This is a genomic window from Kocuria marina, from assembly GCA_014652975.1.
In the GTDB taxonomy this organism is placed as follows: Bacteria; Actinomycetota; Actinomycetes; order Actinomycetales; family Micrococcaceae; genus Kocuria; species Kocuria marina.
Genome location: BMZV01000002.1, coordinates 59,075 through 84,883, shown reverse-complemented (window position 1 = coordinate 84,883; position 25,809 = coordinate 59,075). Strand labels below are relative to the sequence as shown.

Below are 25,809 nucleotides of genomic sequence, written 5' to 3'. Positions count from 1 at the left end.
GCCTTCCTCACGTACCGTCCAGAATATCCCGTGCGGGACGGATTGGCATCGTCGTTTCCATGAGTTTGGCTGGGCGCACAATTCCGGGGCCGAATCGGTGGTGCACGCGGTCCATGGCTTCCTCCGCGGCACCCCATTCCTCCTCCCGTCCGTCCAGGCTCAACTGGAACGCGCGATCGGCCCCGGTGAGCTTCTCCGCCCTGATGCCCACGAGCCGCACGGCCTGCGCTCGCGGGCCCAGACCGTCCAGCAGCGCGCACGCTTCGGTGTAGAGATCGTGGGCCGCGGTGACGGGGTGACTCAGCGTCCTGGAGCGGGTGATGGTCGAAAAATCGGCGTAGCGCAGCTTGAGTCCCACGCGCCCGGCGCGCAGTCCGTGCCTGCGCAACCGGACCGCGGTGTCGTGGGCCAGGCCCAGCAGCACACGTTTCAGAGCCGCACTGTCGGCGACGTCGCGCTGGAACGTCCGTTCGGCCCCGATGCTCTTCTCCTCGCGCGCGGGCGTCACGGGACGGGGGTCGTGGCCGGTGGCCAATTGTTTCAAATGTGTCCCGGACGCGGTGCCCACGAGCGCGTGCAACCGGGGCAACGGCGTGGCGGCGATGTCCCCGACCGTGGACAGCCCGGCGGACTGCAGGATCTCGGAGGTGCGCTTGCCCACCCCCCACAATTTGCCCACCGGCAGCTGTGCCAGGAACGCGAGGGTGTGCTCGGGCGTCACCACGAGCAGCCCGTCCGGTTTGCAGTACGCGGAGGCGATCTTGGCGACCGTCTTGTTCTCCGCGACCCCCACGGAGGCGGTGAGTCCCGTGCGTTCGTGGATCACGCGCCGCAGGGTCCGGGCGATCTCGACGGGCGGTCCGCTGCGCCGGATCGCCCCGGACACGTCCACGAATGCCTCGTCCACGCTCAGCTGCTCCACGCGGTCCGTGACCGAGCGGAAAATGTCAATCACGATCCGTGAGTAATGGGTGTACGCCTCGCGATGCGGTTCGAGCACCACCGCGGAGGGGCAGCGAGCGCGGGCCTGGGACACGGGCATCGCGGAGTTCACGCCGTACCGGCGGGCCTCGTAGGACGCGGAGAGCACCACCGAGCGCGGACCGGAACCGGCCACGATCACGGGGCGGCCGCGGTACTGGGGGGCGTTGAGCAGTTCCACGCCCACGTAGAACATGTCCATGTCCACGTGCAGGATGGCGCAGCGCCGGTACTCGGCCAGTTGCTGCGGACTCGGCCCGCCCATGGCGCCTCCTTCCACGACCCTCCGGCATCGGGAACCCATCGCCACGCGGGACCCGTCCGGATCAAGACCCGTTGATGACGGACATGCCACCCGCGCGGGATCTGGTTCGTCTTCCCTAAGCCTAGGAAGGGGCTCCGACACGCACACGGGCCACGGCACCACGAACTTGTCCGGCCCCGGGCCGCTCGACAGGGCGGCACCGATACGCATCCGCGGCGCCGCGTCCGGTTAGGCTGGTTGGGCGCCCGCGGGGCGGCCCGGCGTCGTGGAGCCCGTGCCCGTGACGCCCGCCGCGCCCCGCGGTACCGCGCAGCGCGGCCGACAGCATCCCCTCGATCAAAGGTGCCCTGGCATGACCCCTTCCGACGCGTCCGTCACCGCGACGCAACAGGACCGTGACTTCTCCGCGCTCCTGGACGAGCGGATCACCGAGTTCTTCGCGAGGGAACGCGAACGGGTCACCGGGATCTCCCCGCACGCGACCGTGCTCGTGGACGCGATCGAGGACCTCACGCGCGGCGGCAAGCGCCTGCGCGCACGGCTGTGCTACTGGGGCTGGCGCGCGGCTGGCGGGGCCGTGGCGGACGACGTCGCCGTGGCCGCCGCGGCGTCCCTCGAACTTTTCCAGACCGCGGCGCTGATCCACGACGACATCCTGGACCGCTCGGACACGCGCCGCGGCAAGCCCAGTGTGCACCGCGTTTTCGAGGCCCTGCACCGCGAGGCCGGGTGGTCCGCGGACGCCGCCCACTTCGGGGTCAGCGCGGCCGTCCTCACCGGGGACATGAGCCTGTCCTTCGCGGAACAACTCTTCGCCGACGCCACCGCGCGCGTCGCCGCGGACGCGGCCGCGACCGCACGGGAGATCTTCTCCACGATGCGCACCGAGGTCATGGCCGGGCAGTACCTGGACATCCACGCGGAGGTCGCTCCCGCCGTGGGCGACCCCGAGGAACAACTCGAGCGTGCCATGACCGTGCTGCGCTACAAGTCCGCCAAGTACTCGGTGGAGCACCCCGTGGAGATCGGCGCGGCACTCGCCGGCGCGGACCGCGAGTTCCTCGCGGACTGCTCCGCGTTCGCGCTGCCGGTCGGCGAGGCTTTCCAATTGCGCGACGACGTCCTGGGGGTCTTCGGCGACCCGGAGACCACGGGCAAGCCCGCCGGGGACGACATCCGCGAGGGCAAGCGCACCGCGCTGATCGCACTGTGCGCGGCATCAAGTTCGACCGAGGACATCGCGTGGCTCGAATCGGTGCTCGGCCGCGCGGAACTCACCGAGCAGGAGGTGCACCGCGCGCGGGACCTCATGCGGGACAGCGGTGCCCACGCGCGCTCGGAGGAACTCATCGCGTCCCTCGTGCGCACCGCGGACACGCAGCTGGCGCGCTTGCGCACCGACGACGTCGCCCGGGCCGGGCTGCAGGCGCTCGCCGGCGCCGCCGTGCGCCGCGCCAAGTAGGCCGCCTCAGCGGGCGGGTGTCACCAGCCCAGGGCCTGGGCCCTGCGGCGCACCTCGGTCTTCTGGCCACGGCGCAGCGCGTCGATGGGCCGCCCGGGCAGGGACTCGTCCTCGGTGAACAGCCAGCGGATCGCCTGGGCGTCCGTGTAGGCGGCATCCCGCAGGACGGCCACGGTCCCCTTGAGGGAGTCCACGGGGCGGTCGCCGTCCATGAAATCGGCGGGGACCACACGCACGCGGTCTTCGGGTCGGCGCACCTCGAGCAGTGCGCCGTCGTCCACGAGCCGATGCACCCGGGTGATCTGGATGTCCATGGCCTCGGCGATGTCGGGAAGGTAGGTCCACTCACCCACCAACGAGTCGAGTTCGGCGAATTCCTGGGCGGAGAGATCGGTTGAGTAGTTCACGAACCCTACTGTGCCACGGCGCACCGACCGGCTCACACACCGGTCGCGACCAGGGGTCGGGTAATCTGGGGGCACCGTGCTGTACCGGAGGGTGCCGCCGGATCTTCCCCCGCTCACCCGTCCCGAGGTAGGAATCGCGAACATGCCGGTTGACCCGCCCCACGACCGCCGGTCCCCCCGTTCCACATGGTCCCGCCGCGCCGCGCAGGGCTCCGCCGCCGCGCTGGCCGCCCTCACCGCCCTGGGCACCGTGGGTTCCGCGCACGCCGCGCCGGCGCCCGCCCCGAACGTCCACGTGGCGCAGCATGCCCAGTCCACGCACGTGACCGTGGCCCCCGGGGACTCCCTGTGGTCCCTGGCGACCGCCCACGGGGTGCGAGTCCAGGACCTGATGAGCGTCAACAAGCTCCCGGCCCACGGCATGATCCGCCCCGGCCAGCGGCTCGTGATCCCGGGATCGGACCGCGCTCCCGCCTCCTCCTCCGCGGCCGCATCGCGCGCCGACGACGCAGACCCGGCCGGCTCCGACCGCGGCGGCTCCCGGCGCCACACCGTGGCCGCCGGTGACACCCTGTGGGACCTCGCGCAGCGCTACGGCGTGAGCGTGGCCGAGCTCATGCGGGCCAACGGGGTCTCCGCTGCCTCCGTGTTGCGCCCGGGCCAGGGACTCACGATCCCGGGCGGGGCGGCGGGACCCGCCCGAGCGGCGTCGTCGTCCGAACCCGCCGCGACGGTGCGTGACGCTGGCACGGCCGCGGCCCCGAAGCCCAAGGCCGCCGTGGGTGACACGTTCGCGGGCCGCACGTACCCCCGCGAGGTCGTGGAGTCCGCGAACCGACACCACGCCCAGTTGCAGCAGCGCCAACTGCCGGCCCCGGAGCAGATCCGGGAGATGGTGCGAGCGACCGCCCAGGAGTTGGGTGTGGACCCGGCGCTCGCGCTCGCCCACGCCTCGCAGGAATCCGGGTTCCGCCACGGGGTGGTCTCCCCCGCGGACGCCGTGGGCACCATGCAGGTGATCCCGTCCGCCGGTGAGTGGGCGTCTGCGATGGTGGGTCGGGACCTGGACCTGCTGGACCCCCAGGACAACATCACCGCGGGGGTCGCGCTGATCCGGGAGCTGCAGGCCAAGGCCCCCAACAAGGCCGCGGGGATCGGCGCCTACTATCAGGGACTGCACGGCGTGAAGACGTACGGTATGTACCCCGACACCAAGGCGTACGTGAAAGCCGTGAGCGCACAGGAACGAGAATTTGCCCAGTAGCAGCATGAACGACCACCGCGTGGGATCCCTGCTGGAGGGCCGGTACCAGGTCCGCCGACTGATCGCCCGCGGTGGTACGGCCACGGTCTACGAGGGGCTCGACGAACGGCTCGAACGTCCCGTGGCCCTGAAGATCATGCACCCCCACGTCGCGGACGACCCGTCCTTCGTGGCCAGGGCACGGCGTGAGGCCAAGTCCGCCGCGCGCCTGCACCACCCCAACGTGGTGGCCGTCCTGGACCAGGGTCACACCGCGGATGGCGTGCTCTACCTGGTCCTGGAATACGTGGACGGGCCCACTCTGTGCGACGTCGTGGCCCATGAGGCGCCCATGACACCGCGCCGCACGCTCGACCTGCTGATCCCCGTGCTGCGCGGCCTCACCCAGGCGCACCGGATCGGCCTGGTCCACCGGGACGTGAAGCCCGAGAACGTCCTGCTGACCCGGGGCGGGCAGGTCAAGGTTGCCGACTTCGGACTGACCCGCGCCGTGGACGAGCACACCACGAGCACCACGGTCATGGGCACGGTGGGCTACGCCGCCCCCGAACTCGTGGGGGACGGCCCCGTGGACCAGCGCAGCGACGTCTACGCCGTGGGGATCATGGCGTACGAGATGCTCACGGGCTCACGCCCGTACACCGGTACCGCCCTGCAGGTCGCGACCGCCCACGTGAGTCGGGACGTCCCCGCCCCCGGTGGGCTCGCGCAGGGCTTCCCCGCCGCGCTCGACGAGTTCGTGTTGCGCGCGACGTCCCGCGACGCTGCCCAGCGCCCCGCCGACGCCGCGGCGCTGCTGGACCTCGCGCTGGCCATCCGACGCTCGCTGCCCGGGCAGATCGACCCGCCCTCACTGCGGGACACGGACACGGTCGTCCTGGGAGGCGGGTCCCACGCCTCGACGGCTGCGGCGGCGGTCGCCGGAGGGGCACTGGCCGGCGCTGCGGGAGCGTCCGCCGCTGCCGGCGCGGCCACCGTTCCCACCGCGGGAGGCGACGCCGCCGAGGCGCCGACGCAGGCACTCGGCGGAGTACCCACGGAGGCCCTCGGCGATGCGGGAGCGGATCCCACCGGGGAGAACGCCACCACCCCGCTCGGTACCCAGCACACGCATGGAATGGGCCGTCCCGGCGAGCGCGGGGCCGGTGCGCCGATCCTGCCCGCCTTCGAACCCGACGCGACCGGGACCATCGCCATGACCCAGGTGGGCTCCACCGCCCACCGCTCCCGCGACACACCCCGGGTCCGGCTGAACCCCCAGCCCCCTGCCCTGCACCTGGCCGTGGGCGCCGTGGTCTTCGCGCTGCTGCTCTCGGTGGCCGGATTCCTGGGCTGGTGGCTCGGCTCGGCCCCCGGGACGGCGTCCGCGACCGTCCCTGCCGTCGCGGGTCAGGACACCGCGACCGCGGAACGCGCCCTCAACAGCGCGGGCATCTCCAACGTGGGCGTGCGCTCGACCACGAGCCCCGAGGTCCCGCAGGGCATCGTCATCGCCACGGATCCCGGGGCCTCCACCACCGTGCGCGGTATCGAGCAGGTCAACCTGGTGGTCTCCGAGGGTCCCGCCCGCGTGAGCGTTCCCACCGTGGTCGGTTCAGCGGGCGACGACGCCCGGGCCGCGATCACCGGCGCCGGGCTGCGCGTGGGCGAGATCTCGCGGGAGTACTCCGCGCAGGCCGTGGACACCGTGCTCGGGCAGTCCCCCGCTGCGGGGACGAGCGTGGACGAGGGCACGACCGTGGCCCTGACCCTCGCCGCGGACACCCCGCAGGGTGCACCGCCCAACGTGGTGGGCCAGGACGCGGACTCCGCCCGGCAGAGCCTCGAGGAGCAGGGGTACACGGTGGAAATCAACTCACCCGTTGGTTCCCACCTCAATCGGGTGGTGCGCCAGCGTGAGGACGGGAACACGGTGATCCTCACCGTGTTGTGACGGTCGTGCGGACACGACCGCATGAGTGGCGACCGTGCTGTCACGACCACGCCGTGACACCCGCGCCCCGAAGGCGATGACGACACGGACGCCTGACACACGAAAGATGACCCCGGCACCAACGGTGCCGGGGTCATCGCATGTCAACGGATCAGTTCTGCTGGGAGAGGTACTCCGCGACAAGGAACGCGATCTCCAGGGACTGCATGTGGTTCAACCGGGGGTCGCACAGCGTCTCGTAGCGTTCGGCGAACGAGGACTCGTTGACCGGGTCGGACCCGCCCAGGCACTCCGCGACGTCGTCACCGGTCATCTCCACGTGGATGCCGCCCGGGAACGTACCCAGCGCGCGGTGCACCTCGAAGAAGCCGCGGACCTCATCCACGACGTCGTCGAAGTTGCGGGTCTTGTACCCCGAGGGCAGCGAGACCGTGTTGCCGTGCATGGGGTCCGTGACCCACACGGGCTTGGCACCCGACGCCTCCACGGCCTGGATCACCGGGGGCAGCTTCTCGCGGATGTTCTTGGCACCCATGCGGGTGATGAACGTCAGACGACCCGGCTCGCGCTCGGGGTCCAGGGCATCGATGAGCCGCAGGGCGTCGTCGCCCGTGGTGGACGGGCCGAGCTTGACGCCGATGGGATTGCGCAACCGGGAGAGCAGGTCCACGTGCGCGCCGTCGAGTTCGCGCGTGCGCTCCCCGATCCACAGGAAGTGCGCGGATGTGCCGTACGGCAGGTTCGTGCGGGAGTCGATGCGGGTCAGTGCACGCTCGTAGTCAAGCAGCAGCGCCTCGTGACCCGCGAAGAACTCGGTGGTCTTGAGAGCGTCGAAGTCGGAGCCGCACGCGGCCATGAACTTCACCGCGTGGTCGATCTCGCGCGCCATGGACTCGTAGCGGGCGTATGCCGGGTTGGCCGCGAAGCCCATGTTCCACGCGTGCACGCGGCGCAGGTCCGCGAACCCGCCCTGGGTGAAGGCGCGAATCAGGTTCAGCGTGGACGCGGACGTGTGGTAACCGCGCACCATCCGCTTGGGATCGTGAACGCGGGACTCCTCGGTGAAGTCGAAACCGTTGACCATCTCCCCACGGAACGAGGGCAGGGTCACGCCGTCGCGGGTCTCGTCGTTGGACGAACGCGGCTTGGAGAACTGCCCCGCCATGCGCCCCATCTTGACCACGGGCAGCGACGCGCCGTACGTGAGCACCACGGCCATCTGCAGCAGCGTGCGCACCCGGGCCGAGATCTTGTCCGCGGTGGCACCGGCAAACGTCTCGGCGCAGTCGCCGCCCTGCAGGAAGAACGCCTCACCGTTGGCCACCTGGGCCAGGCGCGCGCGCAGCCGGTCGACCTCCCCCGCGAACACGAGGGGCGGGACGGCGTTGAGCTCCTGCATGCTGCTCGCGAAGTCGGGGTGCTGCGCCCACTGGGGGTGCTGACCGATCGTCTTGTCCCGCCACTCGTCCAGGCCGGGATAGTTCGCCGCGCTCGGGGAGGGGGACGACACGGTTCGGATCTGTTCAGGCAGGGTTATGGAACTCATTCGGACAGTCTAGGCGGATTCCTTGGGACCGCGCTCGTCCGTTCCGTCATGTGAACGTCCCTGCAGTTTGGCGCCCAGGTTGCTCGCCTGCTGGGACACGGCGTCCGTGACCGCGCGTCCCTTGTCCCGGGTGGCCTCGACGACGTCGCGGGCCTGGTTCTTGAGCGCTGCGGTCTTCTCCTCGGCGAGCGCGCGCTTGTGATCGGCAGCGTAGACGTCCGCCATCTCCTGGCCAGAGATCTTCTGGATCGCGGCCATGATCTCGTCCGTCACGCGGCGCATGGTCGCGTGGTCCCCGCGCCGGGACATCAGGTCCGAGAAGTCCATGGGCTCACCGAAGACCGTGGTGACCTTGGCACGGCGCGGATCCGGGAACCGTGAGCCCAGGGGCTGCATCTTGTCCGTGCCGAACATCGCCACGGGGATCACGGGGGCCCCGGTCTCCAGCGCGAGGCGGGCCACACCGATCTTCCCCTTGTAGAGCCGACCGTCCGGGGAGCGTGTGCCCTCCGGGTAGATCCCGATCAGCTTGCCCTCGGCGAGTGCCTGGCCACCGGCACTGAGCGATTTGGCGCTGGCCTTGCCACCCCTGCGGTCCATGGGGATCTGGTTGATGGCTTTGAAGAACGCGCCGATCACGCGCCCCTTGAGTCCGGGGGTCGTGAAGTACTCGGACTTGGCCAGGAAATACACCTGGCGCGGCACGGCCACGGGCATAAAGACGGCGTCCGGGACGGACAGGTGGTTGCTCGCGAGGATCGCGGGGCCGTGCTCGGGGACGTTCTCCAGACCCACCACGGTGGGTCGGCACACCAGGTTGACCACGGGGCCCACCACGTAGGTCTTCAAGAACATGTACACCATGAGCGGGAGCCCTTTCGTCATCGCGGGAGTCACCGGATGCCCGCGGTGGCCCGGCCGTGCACCGGTGCGCACACGCGGCACCGTGCCTTTGTTCCGCCACATTCTCTCACGAGTTCTCGCGGCGGCTGGCACAATGGCGCCATGTTCTCCGATCAGCAACTCCACGGCCCCCTGCACCTTCCCGGCTCCTCCTCCGTGGGGGTCCTCCTACTGCACGGCTTCACGGCCACCACGGCCTCCGTGCGGGATTGGGCGCACGCCGTCCACGAGGCCACCGACGACGCCGGAGCCCACCCGGGCGTGCGCGTCCCCCTGCTGCCCGGGCACGGGACGCAGTGGGAGGAACTGGCCGAACAACCGTGGCAGGCCTGGCGGGACGCCGTGGACGAACAGTACTGGGCGTTGCGCCGCGAGCACGACCGCGTGGTCGTGGGCGGGCTGTCCATGGGCGGCGCGCTGGCCCTGCACACCGCGGCCCGGCGGGAGGTCGCCGGGGTGCTGCTCGTGAACCCCGCGCTGTCCCTCGTGAACCGGATGGCGCGGTTCAGTCACCTGATGAGTCCCGTGGTCGCGTCCCTGCCCGGGATCGGTGGCGACGTCAAGAAGGAGGACGTCCTGGAGTCCACCTACGACCGCACGCCCCTGGCCGCCGTCGCGCAGTTGAACGTGCTGATGCACCGGACCGTGCGCATGCTCCCTGCGATCACCGCGCCCACCGTGGTGTTCCGTTCCGAGGTGGACCACATCGTCTCCGGGGGCTCCGCGGACCTGGTGGCCGAGCACAGTTCCGGGGACGTCCGCGTGGTCGCTCTGCAGAACAGCTACCACGTAGCCACCCTGGATCACGATGCCCCACTGCTCGAACGGATCTCCCGGGACGCGGTCCAGCGGTTGTCCCGGGGCGAGCAGTTCCTCCCCGAGGACCCGTCGTGAGTTCACGCCAACCACCGGAGGACCCGTTCGAGCGGATCATCCGCGGCAACTCGTGGGACGACGTCCCCCGCGACGACGAGGACCTCGAACCGTGGGCCGAGGACTTCCCGTGGGAGCCCCGCGAGCAACCGGCCGAGGAGATCCCCGTCGAACTGCGGGACACCCGGGAGGACGAACGCTACGAGCCTGATCCCGGGCCCGTTACGAGCGGGATCTCCCCCGCCATGCTGCGCGCCCTGAGCACCGTGCTCGCGGTCATCGTGATCATGGTCGGACTCGCCCTGTTGCCCGGTCCCCTGCCCCCGGTTATGTGGCTGCTGGGCCTCGTGGGTCTGGTCGCGGGTCTGTACCTGGTCTTCCGCGCGCTGCCGCAGGACTCCCCCGAGGACGACGACGGCGCCGTCGTCTGACGCGTCCGCGCGGCGCGTTCCAGCGGGGCCGGCTCCCCGGACGCGGGCGTCTCCGCCACAATCCTGCCGGGGTCGCCGTCATGTGGTGGACACGTCCAGTATATGCCGGGAGTGAGGCGCGACACACAGTAGGCTGAGAGCCGTTCCCATCAGGAAGGTGCCCCTCCATGCGACGCGTCAGCGCCCCGGCCATCGTCGATCCCCTGCCGTACCCCGGCATCGCCCACATCCTCGCCGAACGCGCCGAGCAGAAACCCGACACGGTGCTGTACACCGTGCTCGCAGAAGGGCGCGAGCGGGACGTCACGGCGCGACAGTTCCGTGACGAGGTCGTGGCCCTGGCCCGTGGGATCGCCGCGAAGGGCATCCGCCCCGGCGAGCGCGTGGGCCTGCTGAGCCGCACGCGCTACGAGTGGACGCTCGTGGACTTCGCCCTGTGGTGGGTCGGCGCAGTGCCGGTGCCCGTCTACGACACGTCCTCCCCCGATCAGATCGCCCACATCATGTCTGATTCGCAGGCCGTGGCGATCTTCGTGGAGACCGACGAACTGGCCGAACGCGTGCAGCGGGCCACCGGGATCACGGAGTTCGCGGCCGCCCGGCGAATCTGCGTCTTCGACACCGCCTCCAGCGAAAACTCCCTGGAGGCCATGATCGCGGGCGGCGCCGACCGCACGGATCTGCAGACGCCCTACGACGGCGTGACCCTGGACGACGTCGCGACCCTCATCTACACCTCGGGGACCACGGGTGCGCCCAAGGGCTGCGAACTGACCCACCGCAATTTCGTGTCGTGCTCGCAGAACACCATCCCGGTGGCCGGTGCCGTCATGGCCGGGGGGTCCCGCACCCTCATGTTCCTGCCGCTCGCGCACGTGTTCGCCCGGTTCGTGGAGGTCACGTCCCTGGACGCCGGGATCACCCTGGCCCACACGCCGGATGTCTCCCACCTCATGGACGACCTCGCCCGGTTCAAGCCCACGTTCATCCTGGCCGTGCCCCGCGTGTTCGAGAAGATTCTGGTGGGCGCGCGGTTCAAGGCCCAGGCCGGTTCGCCCGTGAAGAAGCTGATCTTCGAGCGGGCCGTTGCGACCGCCGTCGCGTGGTCACGCGCCGCCGTGAAGGGCCCCGTGCCGCCGCTGCTCGAAGCCCGCCACCGCCTCTACGACAAGCTCGTGTACTCCACGCTGCGCCAGGCCATGGGCGGGGACGTGCGCTATGCCGTCTCCGGGGGTGCGAGTCTGGGCGACTACCTCGCGCACTTCTTCAACGGGATCGGTGTGTACGTGGTCGAGGGCTACGGGCTCACCGAGACGACCGCCCCCATCGCGGCGAACTTCCCGAGCCTCAACCGGCTCGGCACGGTGGGCCACCCGATCCCCGGCAACGAAGTCGCGATCGCCGCGGACGGGGAAATCCTCGTGCGCGGCGCCAACGTGTTCAAGGGCTACCACGGGCTGCCCGATAAGACCGCCGAGGCGTTCTTCGACGGTTGGTTCGCCACCGGGGACCTGGGCCACCTGGACGACGAGGGGCTGCTCACGGTCACGGGGCGCAAGAAGGAGATCATCGTCACCGCGGGCGGCAAGAACGTGATCCCCAACCAACTCGAGGACCCCATCCGCGCCTCCGCGACCGTGGGGCAGATCATGGTCGTCGGGGACGACCGCCCCTTCGTGGCCGCCCTGATCACCCTGGACCCCGAGACGCTGCCCAAGGTGCTGCCCGGACTCGGGCTGGATCCGCACATGAGCGTCGACCGGGCCGCACGCGAGGAGGCCGTCATCGACCACGTCAAGAAGATCGTGGACCACGCCAACGCCAAGGTCTCCCGCGCGGAGGGCATCAAGGCCTTCCGCATCCTGGACCGTGACCTCACGATCGAGGACGGCCACCTCACTCCGTCCATGAAGCTCAAGCGGGCCAAGGTCGCCCAGGACTTCGCGCGCGAGATCGAGGACATCTACGCGCGCTGACAGCCCGCCGACGCCGTGGGGTGCCCGGGCCAGGAACTGCGCTTCGCATACCGGGCTCCGGGGGCCCGGTTTAGTCCTCCGTGCGCTGCCCGGGGACGTCCAGACCCAGTAGCGCGTTCTCCACCACCTCCGCGAGCGCGGGGTGGATCCAGTACTGGCCGCGTGCCATTTCGTGGGCCCGCAGCCCGAAGGACATGCCCTGGACGAGCGGCTGGATCAGGTTGGAGGAATCGCGGCCGATGAGGTGTGCCCCCAGCAGCTCGCCGGTGCGGGCGTTCGCGATGAGTTTGCAGATCCCGGCGTGGTCCTCCATGGCCCAGCCGTAGGCCACGTCCCCGAAGTCCTGTTCCTTGATCGTGATCCGCTCGTCGTTCCGGGCGGCCCAGTCGCGGGCCTGGACCTCGGTCATGCCCACGGACGCGATCTGCGGTTCAGTGAACACCGCGGACGGCACGTAGCGGTGATCGGTCGCGCGCAGATCCTGCGGGTGCACCACGTTGTGGGAGACCGTGCGGGCCTCGGCGTTGGCCACGTGCTTGAGCTGGTACGGGGAGCACACGTCCCCGAGGGCCCACACGCCGGTCACGGGTTCCCCGTCCGAGAGCACACGCTGGTACTCGTCCACGGCGAGCAGACCGCCGCCGGTGACGTCCAGGTGGGCGGCTTCCGGGCGCAGCGTGTCCGCATTGGGGACGCGCCCCGTGGCCAGCAGGACGACGTCGGCGGTGCCGTCCCAGTGCTGTGCGGAACCGTCGGAGGCCTGCGCCGACACCGTCAGGCGGCCGTCCTCGGCACGCTCGATCCCGGAGAGCGTCCACCCGAGTTGTAGGTCCCACTGTTCGGCGGCCTCGCGCGTGAAGCGTTCGGCGATCGTGTCGTCGTGTTCGCGCAACAAGCGCTGCGAACGGTTGAGCTGGGTCACGGAGGCGCCCAGTCCGCGGAAAACGTGGCAGAACTCGGCGGCCACGTACCCGCCGCCCACCACGATGACGTCTCGGGGGAACTCGTCCAGGCGCATCACGGTGTCCGAGGTATGCACCCCGGGCAGGTCGGTACCCAGCACGTCGGGGATGCTGACCCGCGAACCGTTGGCCAGCACGATCTCATCGGCGGTGATCCGCTGCCCGGACTCGGTCTCGAGGACCTTGGGTTCCACGAAGTGCACGTACTCCTGGATCACCGTGACGTTGTCGAGCGACTCGCGGTACTGCAGCCCGTTCTTGGAGATCGCGTCGATCCGGGCGAAGATGCGATCCCGCATGCCGGGCCAGTCCACACCCTCGATCACGGCGTCCAGGCCCAGCCGTATGGCGTCCCGCGCTTGGTCCCCCACGGTGGCCGGGTACGCGTACATCTTGGTGGGGATGCACCCCACGTTCAGACACGTCCCCCCGAACCGGCCGGGTTCCACGATGGCGACGTCGAGGTCCGCGTACTCGTCTGTAAGGATGGAGTTGCCGGAGCCGGAGCCCACGATGATCAGGTCGAAAGAACGCATGTGCCCCATCCTAGGCCGCCGCCCCGCGCGTCCGAGGACAGGCGGGGCGGCGGGATCCGTCACTCGGGATCGATCACCAGCACCAGGTCCCCGCCGCTGACGTGCGCGGTGTCCGCAAGTGCCACGCGGGAGACCGTGCCCGAGACCGGCGCAGTGATGGACGCCTCCATCTTCATGGCCTCGATCGTGGCCACTGAGTCCCCCGCGGCGACCTTTGCCCCCTCGGAGACCGTGACCGTGACCGCACCTGCGAAGGGTGCCGCCACGTGCCCGGGCTTGGAGGTGTCCGCCTTCTCGGTCTCCACGGCCTGGGACTTCACCGACTCGTCGCGGATCTCGAGCAGGCGCAGCTGACCATTGAGGGTCACCATGACCGTACGCATCCCCTTCTCGTCCGGTTCGGAGATCGCCTGCAGGGTGACCAGCAGCCGCACCCCCTTGCCGAGCGAGATGACGTGCTCGTGGTCCTGTTTCAGCCCGTACAGGAAGTCGCGGGTGTGCAGGAGGGAGATGTCCCCGTACTTGGTGCGCGAGTTCTGGTAGTCGCGTGTGGGGCCGGGGAAAAGCAGCCGGTTCAGGGCCGCGCGGCGCACCTCGCCCGGCTGGGCGAGCTCCTCGACATCCTGCTCCGAGAGCTCCTCGTCCGCCAGGTGCACGGTGCGTCCCTCCAGCGCCTTGCTGCGGAACGGTTCCGGCCAGCCCGCGGGCGGGGTGCCGAGCTCGCCGGCGAGGAAGTTGATCACGGAGTCGGGGATGTCGAACTTGCGGGGATCGGCCTCGAACTCGGCGGGGTCCACGTCCATGCCCACGAGCTGCAGGGCGAGGTCGCCCACCACCTTGGACGACGGCGTGACCTTGACCAGGTGCCCCAGCATCCGGTCCGCGGCGTGGTACATGTCCTCGATCGCCTCGAACTTCTCCCCGAGCCCCAGCGCGATGGCCTGCTGGCGCAGGTTTGAGAGCTGCCCGCCCGGGATCTCGTGGCGGTACACGCGGCCGGTGGGCCCGGTCAGCCCGGACTCGAAGGGCTTGTAGATGGAGCGCACCACTTCCCAGTAGGGCTCCATGTCGCTCACGGCGTCCAGGTCAAGTCCGGTGTCCCGGTCCGTGTTCTCGAGCGCGGCCACGAGCGCGGAGCCCGAGACCTGGGACGTGGTGCCGGCCATGGACGCGGATGCGGCGTCGACGGCGTCGACCCCGGCCTCCGCAGCGGCGAGCAGCGTGGCGAGCTGCCCGCCCGCGGTGTCGTGGGTGTGCAGGTGCACCGGCAGATCGAAGCGCTCGCGCAGGGCCGCCACGAGACGCCGCGCGGCCTCCGGGCGCAGCAACCCCGCCATGTCCTTGATCGCCAGGATGTGCGCGCCGGCGTCCACGCACTGCTGAGCGAGGTCCAGGTAGTAGTCGAGCGTGTAGACGTTCTCCTGCGGGTCGAGCAGGTTGCCCGTGTAACACAGGGTCACCTCGGCCACCGCGGTGCCCGTGGCCCGCACCGCCTCGATGGCCGGGCGCATCTGCTCGACGTCGTTGAGCGCGTCGAAGATCCGGAAGATGTCGACGCCGGTCTCGGCCGCCTCCGCGACGAACGCGTTGGTCACCTCCACCGGGTACGGCGTGTACCCCACGGTGTTGCGCCCGCGCAGCAGCATCTGGATGGGGATGTTCGGCATCGCCTCGCGCAGCAGCCGCAGCCGCTCCCACGGGTCCTCCCCCAGGAAGCGCAGCGCAACGTCGTACGTGGCACCGCCCCAGGCCTCGACCGAGAGCAGCCCCGGCAGCAGGTGCGCGTACGCGGGTGCCGCCGCGAGCAGGTCGCGGGTGCGCACACGGGTGGCCAGCAGGGACTGGTGGGCGTCACGGAACGTGGTGGACGTCACTGCGAGCGGTTCGTAGTTCCGCAGGGTGCGCGCGAAGCCCTCGGGCCCCTGCTCCTGGAGCACCTGGCGCCAGCCGGAGGGCACCTCGTGGGAGGACGGACCGTCGAACGGGCTGCGGAAGGGTTCGTCCCGCTTGTCCCCCGGGTAGTGCGGGAGCTTGTCGCGCGGGTCCATGCCGTCGATGCGCTCGCCGTGGGGCTTGTTGACCGTCACCTCCGCGAGGTAGTTCAGCGCGCGGGTGCCGCGGTCCGCCGAGCCCTTGCCCTTGAGCAGGTCCGGGTGGTTCTCGATGAAGTCCGTGGCCACGTCCCCGGCCAGGAAGTCCGGATTGTGCAGCACGGCCTGCAGGAACTGGATGTTGGTGGCGATCCCGCGGATGCGAAACTCGGCGAGCGCACGGCGGGCGCGGTGCACCGCGGTGGTGTAGTCGCGTCCGCGGCACGTGAGCTTCACGAGCATCGAGTCGAAGTGCGGGGAGATCTCCGCGCCCGCGTAGAGCGTGCCGCCGTCCAGGCGCACACCGGCGCCACCGGCGGAACGGTAGGCCGAGACCTTCCCCACGTCCGGGCGGAAGTCGTTGGCGGGATCCTCCGTGGTGATGCGGCACTGCAGGGCGGCCCCGCGCACGCGCAGCGCGTCCTGCGAGATGCCCAGGTCGTCCAGGCTCTCACCGGCGGCGATGCGCAACTGGGACTGGACCAGGTCCACGTCCGTGATCTCCTCGGTCACGGTGTGCTCCACCTGGATCCGGGGGTTCATCTCGATGAACACGTGCTGCCCCGCGCGTTCCCCCGCGGTGTCCACGAGGAACTCCACGGTGCCCGCGTTGACGTAGCCGAGCTCTTTGGCGAACTTCACCGCGTCCCGGTGCAGGGCGTCACGGATCTCCTCGTCCAGGTGCGGTGCCGGGGCGATCTCGATGACCTTCTGGTGCCGGCGCTGCAATGAGCAGTCCCGTTCGAACAGGTGCACGATGTTGCCCTCATTGTCCGCGAGGATCTGCACCTCGATGTGCCGCGGACGCAACACGGCCTGCTCGATGAACACGGTGGGGTCACCGAACGCGGTGTCCGCCTCGCGCATCGCGGCGTCGAGCGCTTCCGCCAACTGTTCGGGCTTCTCCACGCGCCGCATCCCGCGGCCACCGCCACCGGCGACCGCCTTGACGAACACCGGGAAGCCGATCTTCTCCGCGGCCTCGATCAACGTCTCCTTGTCCGAGGAGGGGTCCGAGGACTCGAGCGTGGGGATGCCCGCGCGCCGCGCGGCCCGCAACGCCTCGACCTTGTTCCCGGCGAGTTCCAGGATCTCGGCGCGCGGACCCACGAACGTGATGCCCTCCGCCTCGGCCGCGCGCGCCAGGTCCGGGTTCTCGGACAGGAAACCGTAGCCCGGGTAGATGGCGTCCGCCCCGGACTCCTTGGCCACGCGCACAATCTCGGCCACGTCCAGGTACGCGCGGACCGGGTGGCCCTCCTCCCCGATGTGGTAGGCCTCGTCCGACTTCTGGCGGTGGATCGAATTGCGGTCCTCGTACGGGAAGACGGCAACGGTCTTGGCGCCGAGTTCGTACGCCGCTCGGAACGCGCGAATGGCAATCTCGCCGCGGTTGGCCACCAGGATCTTGGAGAACATTACTACCGTTTCCGCACGCGGCGCCCTGTGGGGCCCGCGCACTGAGTGAGGAGACGACTACCGGGACAGCTTACGTGAGCCACGCCTCGGTAGGGTAGCCCGGATTTCGTGTCCCCTGCGCCGGTCCAGGCAACATCCGCCGCTCGTGGTGACACCTACCGCTCATGACGACGACGCCGCGCGGCACCGCCCGGCCCGGCTCGCGACGTGCGGTGATCCACCCACTAGCATGGAACAGGCTGGTGGACAGCCCCCATTTCAGGTGACAGAAGGGTGATCCGTGCAGATCGTCAGCATCAGCAGCCTCAAGGGCGGGGTGGGCAAGTCCTCCGTGGTCCTGGGGTTGGCCTCCGCCGCTCTCGAAGCACACGTCCCCACGCTCGTGGTGGACCTGGACCCCCACGGCGACGCCTCCACGGCGCTCGGCGTCCACGCCCGCCCGGGGCACGAGGTGGGCACCGTGCTGCGCCGCCCCCGCATGGGTGCACTGGCCTCCGTGGCCACGGCGTCCTCGTGGACCAAGCATCCCATCACCCCGCACACCGTGCCCGCGGGCCCGGGCGCGCCTGCCGACGGGTCATCGACCGGGGACGGCGCACGAGCCGTGCTGGACGTGGCACCCGGCTCCGCGGCGTCGTCGCACCTGGACCACGCCGCGTTCCGGACCAAGGACCTCAAGCGTCTCGAGACCGCGCTGCGGGGACTGGCCCGCTACGAGCTCGTGCTGATCGACTGCCCGCCCACCCTGAGCGCGCTGACCCGCATGGCGTGGGCCGCGTCCCACAAGGTGCTCTCCGTGGCCGAGCCGTCCCTGTTCTCCGTGGCGGGTACCAAGCGCACCATGACGGCGCTCGCGCAGTTCGAGACCTCGCGGATCTGGGCCGTCCCGGAGGCCGGGGTGGTGATCAACCGCGTGCGCGACGACTCGGTCGAACAGCGTCACCGCATGCGGGAACTGCAGGAGTTGTTCGGACCGCTCCTGGTGGATCCCGTGCTGCCGGACCTGTCCGTGATGCAGCAGATCCAGGGGGCCGCGTGGCCCGTCCACCGCTGGCCGGGTGCCCCGGCTCAGGATCTCGCGCAGCGCTTCGGCACCATTCTGGCGGGCCTCACGCGCTGATCCCGCAACCCGCGGCGGCGGGGTGCGGTGGCGGGTCAGCCCGCGTTCTTCTTGCGACGGCGTGCGCGCCGGGCGGACAGCTCGTCCTCCGGGAACGGATCCGCGGCGGGGGCCCCGTCCAGGCTCGTGTGTTCGCCCGGCATGGAGGCCAGCGTGCCCTCGACCTCGCGCCACACCCGACCCACAGCGATCCCGAACACGCCCTGACCGCCCTGGACCAGGTCGATGACCTCGTGGGGGGACGTGCATTCGTAGACGCTCGCGCCATCAGACATGAGCGTCAACCGCGTGAGGTCCTCGATGTTGCGCAGCCGCAGCGCGCCCACCGCCGAGCGGATCTGCTGCAGGGAGACACCGGTGTCGAGCAGGCGCTTGACGACCTTGAGCACCAGGATGTCCCGGAAGCTGTAGAGCCGCTGCGACCCGGAGCCCTTGGCGCCGCGCACGGTGGGTTCCACGAGATCGGTCCGGGCCCAGTAGTCGAGCTGGCGGTACGTGATCCCCGCGGCCTTGCACGCGGTGGGACCGCGGAAGCCCACGGTCTCGTCGTAGCCGCCCAGGTTGTCAGTGAACAACATCTCCTGGGTGCCGCCGGCGAGGGAAGATGCGCGCAGCCGTGCCGCGTCCAGCGGCAGCTCCGGATTGCTCAAGCGTCCTCCTCATGCGTGGGTAGGGGTGTCCGATCCCCCGGACACGGGCACCAGCTCGCTGACGCCTCCTCGACGGTAAACCCACGGGTGGAGCGGGTCAAAGACATTGCCCACGGGCGGGCCCGTGTCGTCAGCCTACCCGCACGGGGCCCGGACGGGGTGGAATCAGGACTGGAAATCGTCCGGATCCACGTGGTCCAGGAAATCCCGGAATTCCCGGACCTGGGCCTCGGCCTCCTGCGGCTGGTCCCCCGCCTGTTCCCGCAGCTCCCCGTCCGGGCTGAGCACCAGACCGGCCTCGTCCAGCACGGCCGCGGCGCACAGGATGGGGCACGACGTGCGCGCGGCGATCGCGAGGGCGTCCGAAGCGCGGGCGTCCACCACGGTGCCGTCGTCGAAGGAGATGGCCGCGTGGAACACCGTGTTCTCCACCGTGTGCACCACGACGTCCCGCACGCTGCGCCCGAGCTGGTCCACCACGGAAACCAGGAGGTCGTGCGTAAGGGGGCGCGGGGGCTCGATGCCCTGCAGCGCGAACACGATGGACGTGGCCTCGTTGGTCCCCATCCAGATGGGTAGACGCCGGGCGCCCTGGAGTTCGCGCAGCACGACCACGGGCTGGCCCGTGGGCACGTCCATGCGCACCCCAGCGATCTCCATGCGCACGTTCGGGCTCATTGCGCGCTCCCGTCCGTGTCCGGCGAGGCGAACGGTTGCACCGTCTCCTCCACCTGCGAGGTCACAAGCGCGGTCATCACGGTGAGGCACAGCGAGGCGATCTCTCGAGCCCGCTGCACGGCCCTCCGCCGCGTCTCGGGGTCCCTGCGGTTGCGCAACGGTGAGATGCTGCCCTCGACCAGGGCGATCACGCGCTCCGAGGCGCCCCGCAGCACCCGCAGGTGCCGCGGTTCGATCCCGTACCCGTTGAGCTTGCCCGCAGCCACGGCCACGGTAAGTGCGTGGCCGTCGAACGCGCCGACCCGTTCCACGAGCAGGCCGTGGTTGAGCAGTTCCCGCAGCAGCGGCACGTCCTTGCCCGACCGCGCCGCGAGCTCGCGCAGGGTGTACCGCCGACCGCCGTCCGGAACCGGTGAAGTGGGTTCGGGGTCGACGCCGTCCCCGGAGCGTCCGGTCCCTGGTTCCTGCCGCTCGGTGTCCTGCGCGGGATCCTCGCCCCGGTCCAAGCGGTCACGGATGACCCGCAACGGGAGGTAGCGCTCACGCTGCAGCGTCAACACGGTCTCCAACCGGGCGACGTCCTCGTGCGAGTACTTGCGGTACCCCGAGGCGCTCCGCAACGGGTGCACGAGTCCCTGGTCCTCGAGGAAGCGCACCTTGGACGCGGTCAGTTCAGGGAACTGCGGCTGCAATCGGCGCAGTAACGCCCCGATACCCACCCGCGGGATCTGCGGTCGTTCGGAATCAGGCATGGAGCGCGTCAGGAACCGTTCTGCACGGAGTGGTAGTACGTAAACCGGAACTTGCCGATCTGGACCTGGTCGCCGTTCTCCAACACCTTGGTGGCGACCCGGTCACCGTTGACGTAGGTGCCGTTGAGGGAGGACTGGTCCACTGCCTCGAACGTACCGCTGCGTCGGATGAACTCCACATGACGGCGGGACACCGTGACGTCGTCCAGGAACACCGAGCACGCCGGGTGACGACCCGCGACGATCTCGTCCCGGTCTAGCAGGAACCGGGCACCGGTCAGCCCGCCGTTCGTCTCCAGCAGCAGCGCGGAGCCCGGGGGCAGGGAGGCCACCGCGTTCTGCTCGCTCTCGGAGAGTTTGTGGTGAGCGGCATGGGCCAGCACATCCCCCACGATCTGGATGGATGTGGTCTCCGGACCCGCCTGGGTACCGGATTTCTCATGGTTCGACATCAGGGTTCCCTCACCTCACGTGAAGTTGGCGTATTCAGTCCAGCAACTGCTGGTAAGCATCGGCGTCCAATAGCTGCCCGGTGGCATCCGAGGAGTCCACGCGCACGGTGAACAGCCAGCCGGATCCGTACGGGGACTCGTTGAGCGCGCCGGGGTTGTCCACGAGGTCGTCGTTGACGCTCACGATCTCGCCGCTGACGGGCGCGAAGAGATCGCTCACGGACTTGGTGGACTCGACCTCCCCCACCACGTCCCCGGCGGAGACGGTGTCCCCGACCTCCGGTAGCTGGACGAACACGACCTCGCCCAGTTCGTTCTGTGCGTGGTCCGTGATGCCCACGCGGAAAGTGTTGTCCTCGTGGAGGTCCTCGACCCACTCGTGTTCTTCGGTGTACGCGAGTTCCGCGGGAATGTTGGTCATGTCGGTCAGTTTAGGGCACGACTCACGCAGTCGGGTTCATCACACGTGCGCGTGTGCAGCGCGCCGGTGTCAGCTGAACGGCCTACGAGGTTCAGGCGCGCTCACGCGGCGCTCAGCCGGTACCGCCCCGGCGGGTGTATTTTGACCCCGTGCCCATCACCGAGGCCCTCCGCCAGGCCGCGATCCGCGCGCGCACGCACGGGTCCAGGATCCCCCGCGCCGTCCCCCTGAGCCGTCGACGCCGCGATCCGCTGCACCTGCACGAGCTCACCCCCGCCCGGTCCGCACGGATCATCGTCACGGCCTTCCTGGTGGCCGTGCTCGCGGGCACCGGGCTACTCATGCTGCCCCCAGCCACCACGGCTCCCGGGGGCACGGACGTGCTCACGGCGGCGTTCACCGCGACTTCCGCGTTGTGCGTGACCGGCCTGGTCACGGTGGACACCGCGACCTACTGGACGCCATTCGGTCAGGTGGTCATCATCTGTCTGATCCAGGTGGGTGGCCTGGGTGTCATGACGTTCACGACCATGCTGGGGATCCTGCTGGCCCGTAAATTCGGCCTGTCCTCCCGGTTGCTCGCCAACGCGGAGACGAAATCCCGCGGCGGAGCGCGCAAGGTGGTCGCACGCATCGTGGCGACCACCGCCGTGATCGAGAGCATCGCGGCGCTCATCCTGTTCCTGCGGTTCTGGGGCCACTACCACTACCCGCCGGGCACCGCCCTAGCCCACGCGGGGTTCCACGCCGTGTCCGCGTTCAACAACGCGGGATTCGCGCTGTACACGCTCAACGTCATGGACTTCGCGGGCGACGCCTGGATCCTGCTCACGCTCGCGGCGTGCGTGATCCTGGGCGGGCTAGGCTTCCCGGTGCTCTACGAACTGCGCCGCCACATCCGGGTGCCCCGGCGCTGGAGCATGAACACCCGGCTCGTGCTGCTCGCGACCCCCGTGCTGCTCGCGGGAGGCACGCTGTTCCTGCTGATGCTCGAGTGGAACAACCCGGGCACCCTGGGCGGCCAACCGCCCGCGGTCAAGCTGCTCAACGCGTTCTTCCAGTCCACGATCTCCCGCACCGCGGGCTTCAACAGCATCGACATCGGTCACATGCACCCGGTGTCGTGGCTCGGGATGGACATCCTGATGTTCATCGGCGGCGGCCCCGCGGGCACGGCCGGCGGTCTCAAGGTCACGACGTTCGGGGTGCTGTTCTTCGTGGCCCTCACCGAAATCCGGGGTGGCGCCGCGGTACCCGTGCTCGGCAAGCAGCTCTCCCGCTCCGTCCAGCGCGAGGCCATCACGGTCGTGGTGCTCGCGACCGTGGCGGTGATCGGTGGCACGATGCTCATCATGCTCACGGACACCGGCCTGGGCCTGGACCGTGTCCTGTTCGAGTCCGTCTCCGCGTTCGCGACCGTGGGACTGAGCACGGGGATCACCCCCACGCTCGCCCCGTTCGCGCAGTGGGTGTTGATCGCCCTGATGTTCACGGGCAGACTCGGCCCGGTCACCGTGGCCGCGGCCATCGCATTCGGCCGCCGCCCACCCCGTTACGAACTGCCCAAGGAACGACCGCTCATCGGATGAGCCCGGGCCAGCCCGCGCCACCCGTGGACCCGGTGCTCGACGACCACGACCCACGAAGGAAGCCCCATGTTCGGATCCCACCCCGCCGCGTCATCCCGCAACGCCATGGCCAACGCCGTGGTCGTGATCGGGCTGGGCCGCTTCGGCGGTGCCCTGGCCACGGAACTGATGCGCAACGGCACGGACGTGCTGGGCGTGGACATGGACGAGACGGTGGTCCAGCGCTTCAACGGCAAGCTCACGTCCGTGGTGCGCGCGGACGCCACGGACGAGGACGTGCTGCGGGAGCTGTCCGTGGACGAGTTCGACCGCGCGGTCGTGGGCATCGGTTCGGACATCCAGGCGAGCATTCTCGCGGCGTCCCGGCTCGTGAAGTTCGGGTGCCCCGCGATCTGGGCCAAGGCCATCACGGAGCCCCACGCGGAGATCCTGACCCAGATCGGCGTGCAGCACGTGGTCAATCCCGAGAGCGACATGGGCACGCGTGCCGCGCACCTGATCCAGCACCGGATCCTGGACTTCGTGCCCATCGACGCGGACTACGCCCTGGTGCGGTGCACCCCGCCGGAACCCATCCAGCAACGACCCATGGACCTGCTCAACGTGCGGCGTCGGTTGGGGGTCTCGGTGGTGGCCGTGTGCCGCCCGGGCGGTCAGTGGGAGCCCATCGAACCCGGCACCATGCTCTACGACGACGACCAGATCCTCGTGACCGGGCCCACCGCCAAGGTAGAGCACTTCTCGAACCTGACCTGAGGGTGTTCCTATAGGAACCGAGTCAGTCGGCGCAGCTCACGGGCCGTGGCCGCGGGAGCGCCGTCGGGGCGCACTAGGGCGTCGAGGCGGCGGCGCAGTGCGGCGTCGTCGCGCTCCAGGCCGATGGCCACGACCCGGGACCGCGCGGGCTCGTCGGAGGGCCGTGACACCCGGTCCACCGAGACGTATCCCGCCACGGAGTGCGCCACGAACCGGCGGATCCCCCGGCCCACGGCGACATCCACGATCGCCTTGATCCGGTGGACGGACGCGGGCGGGTCCTCGAGCAGCTCGGCGAACGCCGCGGGGTCCACGACCGAGGGCGCGTCCAGGGCCGTGGCGCGGTGGTGGACGTGGTGGTCGTGGTCGGGGGCCCGGCCGAACTCCCACAGCGCGAGCTGGCCGCCCTCGGGTACGGGGTGCTCGGCGGCGTCGAAGAACAACCGGGGATCGGCCGCCCCGTGGGGCGCGTCGATGACGAGCGCATGCGGATTGGCGTGCGCGATCCGTTCGCGCACCGCGGCGGTCTCCCGGGGATCGGCGAGGTCGGTCGTGGTCAGCAGCACGACCGCTGCGGCCTTGACGTGCTGCGCGAGGTCCCAGCCGCTGGCCTCCGCGAGCGCCACGCGGGCCACGGCGATCACCTCGACGAGCCCGCCGAAGCGTACGTCGCGCACCTCGCTGCCCAGGACCATATGGATGAGCCCCGGGGGCTCGGCGATCCCGGAGCCCTCGATCACGACCGCGTCGAGCTCGAGGGAGGGCCGGGACAGCGTACGCAGGGCGTCGTCGAGCTGGCGGGGGTCCTCGATGCAGCACAGGCACCCGCCCGCGATCGACACGGGTTCGGCAACGTGCCCCGCCACGAGCGCGGCATCGACATTCATGTCCCCGAAGTCGTTGATGATCACACCGATCCGCGCGCCGCCGGTCGCGAGGAAGTGGTTGAGCACCGTGGTCTTGCCGGAACCCAGGTAGCCGGTGAGGATCAGGACGGGAAGCGAGCTCGGCATGGGTCCATGCTTATCAGTCCGCGAGCATGTCCCGCACGAGGGGCGCAACACGCGTGCCGTAGAGCTCGATGCTACGCATGAGCTTTCCGTGGGACAGCGGGCCCGTGGAGATCTTCAGGTCGAAGCGCGAGGCACCCAGGGCCCGCACGCCCGCGGCGATCTTACGGGCCACGGTCTCGGGAGATCCCACGGCCATGGACCCGTGCTCCACCTCCTCCAGGAAGGACTCCTCGGTGGGTGCGGGCCACCCGCGCTCGGCTCCGATGCGCTCGGTGGAGATCGTGTAGGGGCGGAAGAACTCCTCGCGGGCCTGCTCGTCGGTGTCGGCGACGTACCCGTAGGAGTGGTAGGCCACGGGGTTGTCGGAATGGCCGAACTCGGCGAGCGCGCGGCGGTAGAGGTCGCTGAACGGCGAGAACCGCTCCACGGGCCCGCCGATGATCGCGAGCATGAGCGGGAGGTCGTAGTGCGCGGCCCGCACAACCGATTGCGGGGAACCACCCACCGCGATCCACGTGGGCAGCGGTCCGTTCTCGAGCGGCGGGTAGAGGCTCACGTCCCGCAGGTCCTGGGTCAGCGTGCCCTTCCAGGTCACCGGCTGACTCGTGCGCAGCGCCGCGAACAGCGCGAGCTTCTCCTCGAACAGTGCCTCGTAGTCCTGCAGGTCGTATCCGAACAGCGGAAAGGACTCGGTGAACGAGCCGCGGCCCAGCACGACCTCAGCCCGCCCGTGGGACAGCGCGTCCAGCGTGGCGAAGCGTTCGTACACGCGCACGGGGTCGTCCGAGCTGAGCACCGTCACGGCCGTGCCCAGGCGCAATCGCTCGGTGCGCGTGGCGATCCCCGCGAGCACGACGTCCGGGGCGGAGATCGCGAAGTCGTCCCGGTGGTGCTCCCCGATCCCGATCGAGTGCAGCCCCACCTGATCCGCGAGCACCGCTTGCTCCACCACGTTGCGGACGGTCTGCGCGTGCGAGACGGGGCGGTCGTCGTCGTCCCACGTGACGTCCCCGAAGGTGTCGATTCCCAGTTCAACGGCCATGCCACGCACAACATTGTGGACACGTCAGCTATTCCGGTGGCGGCCCCATGCGGGTGGCCGGTCGCTTCCCCACCCCGCGGGCTCTTGCTAGGCTCGATCGCGATGCCCACGTTCCCGATCGTCACTGCCGCGCGCCCGCACGCCGTCCCTCGCGGCAGCGTGTCTCCGGGTCTGCTCGTCCGATCCGTGGGTACGAACGGCCAGGTGTCCTCGTGGGGCGCCAACCAGGCCGGCGCACCGCCGTCGGCCTCCGTCCACTGACCCCGGAGCCGTTGCCGGCGCTCGTGA

Annotated in this window: 23 protein-coding genes; 10 read left to right on the top strand and 13 right to left on the bottom strand. The window is 70.1% G+C overall.

The features are described from left to right. Positions 1-7: 7 nt before the first annotated feature. Positions 8-1,246 (bottom strand): DNA polymerase IV, encoded by a 1,239-nt coding sequence (dinB, locus tag IE157_RS05545; protein ID WP_193519393.1) that lies wholly within the window; start codon positions 1,244-1,246, stop codon positions 8-10. Between the two features lie 352 nt (positions 1,247-1,598). Here dinB and IE157_RS05540 point away from each other — a divergent pair, with 352 nt between their 5' ends. Then, the gene (locus IE157_RS05540) at positions 1,599-2,708 is read left to right on the top strand and encodes a polyprenyl synthetase family protein (RefSeq protein WP_064845746.1); all 1,110 of its coding nucleotides are present in this window, start codon (positions 1,599-1,601) and stop codon (positions 2,706-2,708) included. 20 nt (positions 2,709-2,728) lie between these two features. On the opposite strand, the gene IE157_RS05535 is transcribed toward IE157_RS05540, so the two are convergent. Beyond that, the gene (locus IE157_RS05535) at positions 2,729-3,115 is read right to left on the bottom strand and encodes an Rv2175c family DNA-binding protein (RefSeq protein ID WP_064845747.1); all 387 of its coding nucleotides are present in this window, start codon (positions 3,113-3,115) and stop codon (positions 2,729-2,731) included. A 142-nt stretch (positions 3,116-3,257) separates the two neighbouring features. Between IE157_RS05535 and IE157_RS05530 the strand changes: the two genes are divergently transcribed. Then, positions 3,258-4,379 (top strand): lytic transglycosylase, encoded by a 1,122-nt coding sequence (locus tag IE157_RS05530; RefSeq protein ID WP_064845748.1) that lies wholly within the window; start codon positions 3,258-3,260, stop codon positions 4,377-4,379. A gap of 4 nt (positions 4,380-4,383) precedes the next feature. Then, the gene (locus IE157_RS05525; protein ID WP_193519392.1) at positions 4,384-6,312 is read left to right on the top strand and encodes a protein kinase domain-containing protein; all 1,929 of its coding nucleotides are present in this window, start codon (positions 4,384-4,386) and stop codon (positions 6,310-6,312) included. Between the two features lie 151 nt (positions 6,313-6,463). Here IE157_RS05525 and IE157_RS05520 read toward each other — a convergent pair whose 3' ends face one another. Next, entirely contained in the window at positions 6,464-7,858 is a 1,395-nt protein-coding gene (locus tag IE157_RS05520) for a class II 3-deoxy-7-phosphoheptulonate synthase (RefSeq protein ID WP_064845750.1), read from the bottom strand. 9 nt (positions 7,859-7,867) lie between these two features. Continuing rightward, complete coding sequence (locus tag IE157_RS05515; protein ID WP_318281345.1) at positions 7,868-8,743, bottom strand: lysophospholipid acyltransferase family protein; 876 nt, start codon at positions 8,741-8,743, stop codon at positions 7,868-7,870. Positions 8,744-8,863: 120 nt separating this feature from the next. On the opposite strand from IE157_RS05515, the gene IE157_RS05510 reads away from it, so the two are divergent. From IE157_RS05510 to IE157_RS05500, 3 genes are all read left to right on the top strand, one after another. Then, positions 8,864-9,655 carry an alpha/beta hydrolase gene (locus tag IE157_RS05510; RefSeq protein ID WP_193519391.1) on the top strand — a complete coding sequence of 264 codons (792 nt, stop codon included), beginning with the start codon at positions 8,864-8,866 and terminating at the stop codon, positions 9,653-9,655. Beyond that, entirely contained in the window at positions 9,652-10,065 is a 414-nt protein-coding gene (locus IE157_RS05505) for a hypothetical protein (protein ID WP_064845753.1), read from the top strand. The genes IE157_RS05510 and IE157_RS05505 overlap by 4 nt, the downstream gene beginning before the upstream one ends. A 167-nt stretch (positions 10,066-10,232) precedes the next feature. Further along, positions 10,233-12,041 (top strand): AMP-dependent synthetase/ligase, encoded by a 1,809-nt coding sequence (locus IE157_RS05500; RefSeq protein ID WP_193519390.1) that lies wholly within the window; start codon positions 10,233-10,235, stop codon positions 12,039-12,041. Positions 12,042-12,111: 70 nt separating this feature from the next. On the opposite strand, the gene IE157_RS05495 is transcribed toward IE157_RS05500, so the two are convergent. Together IE157_RS05495 and IE157_RS05490 are read right to left on the bottom strand one after the other, a co-directional pair. After that, positions 12,112-13,539: a mycothione reductase gene (locus tag IE157_RS05495; protein ID WP_064845755.1), complete on the bottom strand. Its 1,428-nt coding sequence runs from the start codon at positions 13,537-13,539 to the stop codon at positions 12,112-12,114. A 59-nt stretch (positions 13,540-13,598) separates the two neighbouring features. Continuing rightward, positions 13,599-17,048, bottom strand: coding sequence for a pyruvate carboxylase (locus tag IE157_RS05490; RefSeq protein ID WP_064845756.1), 3,450 nt, complete (start codon positions 17,046-17,048; stop codon positions 13,599-13,601). A 280-nt stretch (positions 17,049-17,328) separates the two neighbouring features. Here IE157_RS05490 and IE157_RS05485 point away from each other — a divergent pair, with 280 nt between their 5' ends. Then, the gene (locus IE157_RS05485; protein ID WP_193519389.1) at positions 17,329-18,168 is read left to right on the top strand and encodes a ParA family protein; all 840 of its coding nucleotides are present in this window, start codon (positions 17,329-17,331) and stop codon (positions 18,166-18,168) included. Between the two features lie 35 nt (positions 18,169-18,203). Here IE157_RS05485 and IE157_RS05480 read toward each other — a convergent pair whose 3' ends face one another. The 5 genes from IE157_RS05480 to gcvH form a co-directional block, all read right to left on the bottom strand. Then, on the bottom strand, positions 18,204-18,746 hold the full coding sequence (locus IE157_RS05480; protein ID WP_064845778.1) for a MerR family transcriptional regulator: 543 nt from the start codon (positions 18,744-18,746) through the stop codon (positions 18,204-18,206). Between the two features lie 237 nt (positions 18,747-18,983). After that, complete coding sequence (locus tag IE157_RS05475; RefSeq protein WP_193519388.1) at positions 18,984-19,496, bottom strand: bifunctional nuclease family protein; 513 nt, start codon at positions 19,494-19,496, stop codon at positions 18,984-18,986. Next, on the bottom strand, positions 19,493-20,248 hold the full coding sequence (gene ftsR, locus IE157_RS05470; RefSeq protein ID WP_193519387.1) for a transcriptional regulator FtsR: 756 nt from the start codon (positions 20,246-20,248) through the stop codon (positions 19,493-19,495). The genes IE157_RS05475 and ftsR overlap by 4 nt, the downstream gene beginning before the upstream one ends. An 8-nt stretch (positions 20,249-20,256) precedes the next feature. Then, on the bottom strand, positions 20,257-20,700 hold the full coding sequence (locus IE157_RS05465) for an FHA domain-containing protein (protein WP_064845760.1): 444 nt from the start codon (positions 20,698-20,700) through the stop codon (positions 20,257-20,259). Positions 20,701-20,734: 34 nt separating this feature from the next. Then, entirely contained in the window at positions 20,735-21,121 is a 387-nt protein-coding gene (gcvH, locus tag IE157_RS05460; protein ID WP_064845761.1) for a glycine cleavage system protein GcvH, read from the bottom strand. 149 nt (positions 21,122-21,270) lie between these two features. Here gcvH and IE157_RS05455 point away from each other — a divergent pair, with 149 nt between their 5' ends. Next, entirely contained in the window at positions 21,271-22,710 is a 1,440-nt protein-coding gene (locus IE157_RS05455; RefSeq protein WP_193519386.1) for a TrkH family potassium uptake protein, read from the top strand. 66 nt (positions 22,711-22,776) lie between these two features. After that, entirely contained in the window at positions 22,777-23,466 is a 690-nt protein-coding gene (locus IE157_RS05450) for a potassium channel family protein (RefSeq protein WP_064845762.1), read from the top strand. A gap of 8 nt (positions 23,467-23,474) precedes the next feature. Here IE157_RS05450 and IE157_RS05445 read toward each other — a convergent pair whose 3' ends face one another. Both IE157_RS05445 and IE157_RS05440 read right to left on the bottom strand, forming a co-directional pair. Next, a complete protein-coding gene (locus IE157_RS05445) occupies positions 23,475-24,479 on the bottom strand; it encodes a CobW family GTP-binding protein (RefSeq protein ID WP_193519385.1) in 1,005 nt (334 codons plus the stop codon). A 13-nt stretch (positions 24,480-24,492) separates the two neighbouring features. After that, complete coding sequence (locus tag IE157_RS05440; protein WP_098055229.1) at positions 24,493-25,521, bottom strand: LLM class flavin-dependent oxidoreductase; 1,029 nt, start codon at positions 25,519-25,521, stop codon at positions 24,493-24,495. A gap of 102 nt (positions 25,522-25,623) precedes the next feature. On the opposite strand from IE157_RS05440, the gene IE157_RS05435 reads away from it, so the two are divergent. Further along, the gene (locus tag IE157_RS05435) at positions 25,624-25,782 is read left to right on the top strand and encodes a hypothetical protein (RefSeq protein WP_193519384.1); all 159 of its coding nucleotides are present in this window, start codon (positions 25,624-25,626) and stop codon (positions 25,780-25,782) included. Positions 25,783-25,809: the final 27 nt, after the last annotated feature.

Bases quoted from the DNA above. Each gene is read 5' to 3' on its own strand.
- IE157_RS05490 (WP_064845756.1), bottom strand. From the start codon at position 17,048: ATGTTCTCCAAGATCCTGGTGGCCAACCGCGGCGAGATTGCCATTCGC.
- IE157_RS05530 (WP_064845748.1), top strand. From the start codon at position 3,258: ATGCCGGTTGACCCGCCCCACGACCGCCGGTCCCCCCGTTCCACATGG.
- IE157_RS05435 (WP_193519384.1), top strand. From the start codon at position 25,624: ATGCCCACGTTCCCGATCGTCACTGCCGCGCGCCCGCACGCCGTCCCT.
- IE157_RS05540 (WP_064845746.1), top strand. From the start codon at position 1,599: ATGACCCCTTCCGACGCGTCCGTCACCGCGACGCAACAGGACCGTGAC.
- IE157_RS05515 (WP_318281345.1), bottom strand. From the start codon at position 8,743: ATGACGAAAGGGCTCCCGCTCATGGTGTACATGTTCTTGAAGACCTAC.
- IE157_RS05525 (WP_193519392.1), top strand. From the start codon at position 4,384: ATGAACGACCACCGCGTGGGATCCCTGCTGGAGGGCCGGTACCAGGTC.
- IE157_RS05475 (WP_193519388.1), bottom strand. From the start codon at position 19,496: ATGAGCCCGAACGTGCGCATGGAGATCGCTGGGGTGCGCATGGACGTG.
- IE157_RS05500 (WP_193519390.1), top strand. From the start codon at position 10,233: ATGCGACGCGTCAGCGCCCCGGCCATCGTCGATCCCCTGCCGTACCCC.
- IE157_RS05520 (WP_064845750.1), bottom strand. From the start codon at position 7,858: ATGAGTTCCATAACCCTGCCTGAACAGATCCGAACCGTGTCGTCCCCC.
- IE157_RS05445 (WP_193519385.1), bottom strand. From the start codon at position 24,479: ATGCCGAGCTCGCTTCCCGTCCTGATCCTCACCGGCTACCTGGGTTCC.
- IE157_RS05450 (WP_064845762.1), top strand. From the start codon at position 22,777: ATGTTCGGATCCCACCCCGCCGCGTCATCCCGCAACGCCATGGCCAAC.
- IE157_RS05510 (WP_193519391.1), top strand. From the start codon at position 8,864: ATGTTCTCCGATCAGCAACTCCACGGCCCCCTGCACCTTCCCGGCTCC.
- gcvH (WP_064845761.1), bottom strand. From the start codon at position 21,121: ATGACCAACATTCCCGCGGAACTCGCGTACACCGAAGAACACGAGTGG.
- dinB (WP_193519393.1), bottom strand. From the start codon at position 1,246: ATGGGCGGGCCGAGTCCGCAGCAACTGGCCGAGTACCGGCGCTGCGCC.
- IE157_RS05465 (WP_064845760.1), bottom strand. From the start codon at position 20,700: ATGTCGAACCATGAGAAATCCGGTACCCAGGCGGGTCCGGAGACCACA.
- ftsR (WP_193519387.1), bottom strand. From the start codon at position 20,248: ATGCCTGATTCCGAACGACCGCAGATCCCGCGGGTGGGTATCGGGGCG.
- IE157_RS05480 (WP_064845778.1), bottom strand. From the start codon at position 18,746: ATGTTGTTCACTGACAACCTGGGCGGCTACGACGAGACCGTGGGCTTC.
- IE157_RS05495 (WP_064845755.1), bottom strand. From the start codon at position 13,539: ATGCGTTCTTTCGACCTGATCATCGTGGGCTCCGGCTCCGGCAACTCC.
- IE157_RS05440 (WP_098055229.1), bottom strand. From the start codon at position 25,521: ATGGCCGTTGAACTGGGAATCGACACCTTCGGGGACGTCACGTGGGAC.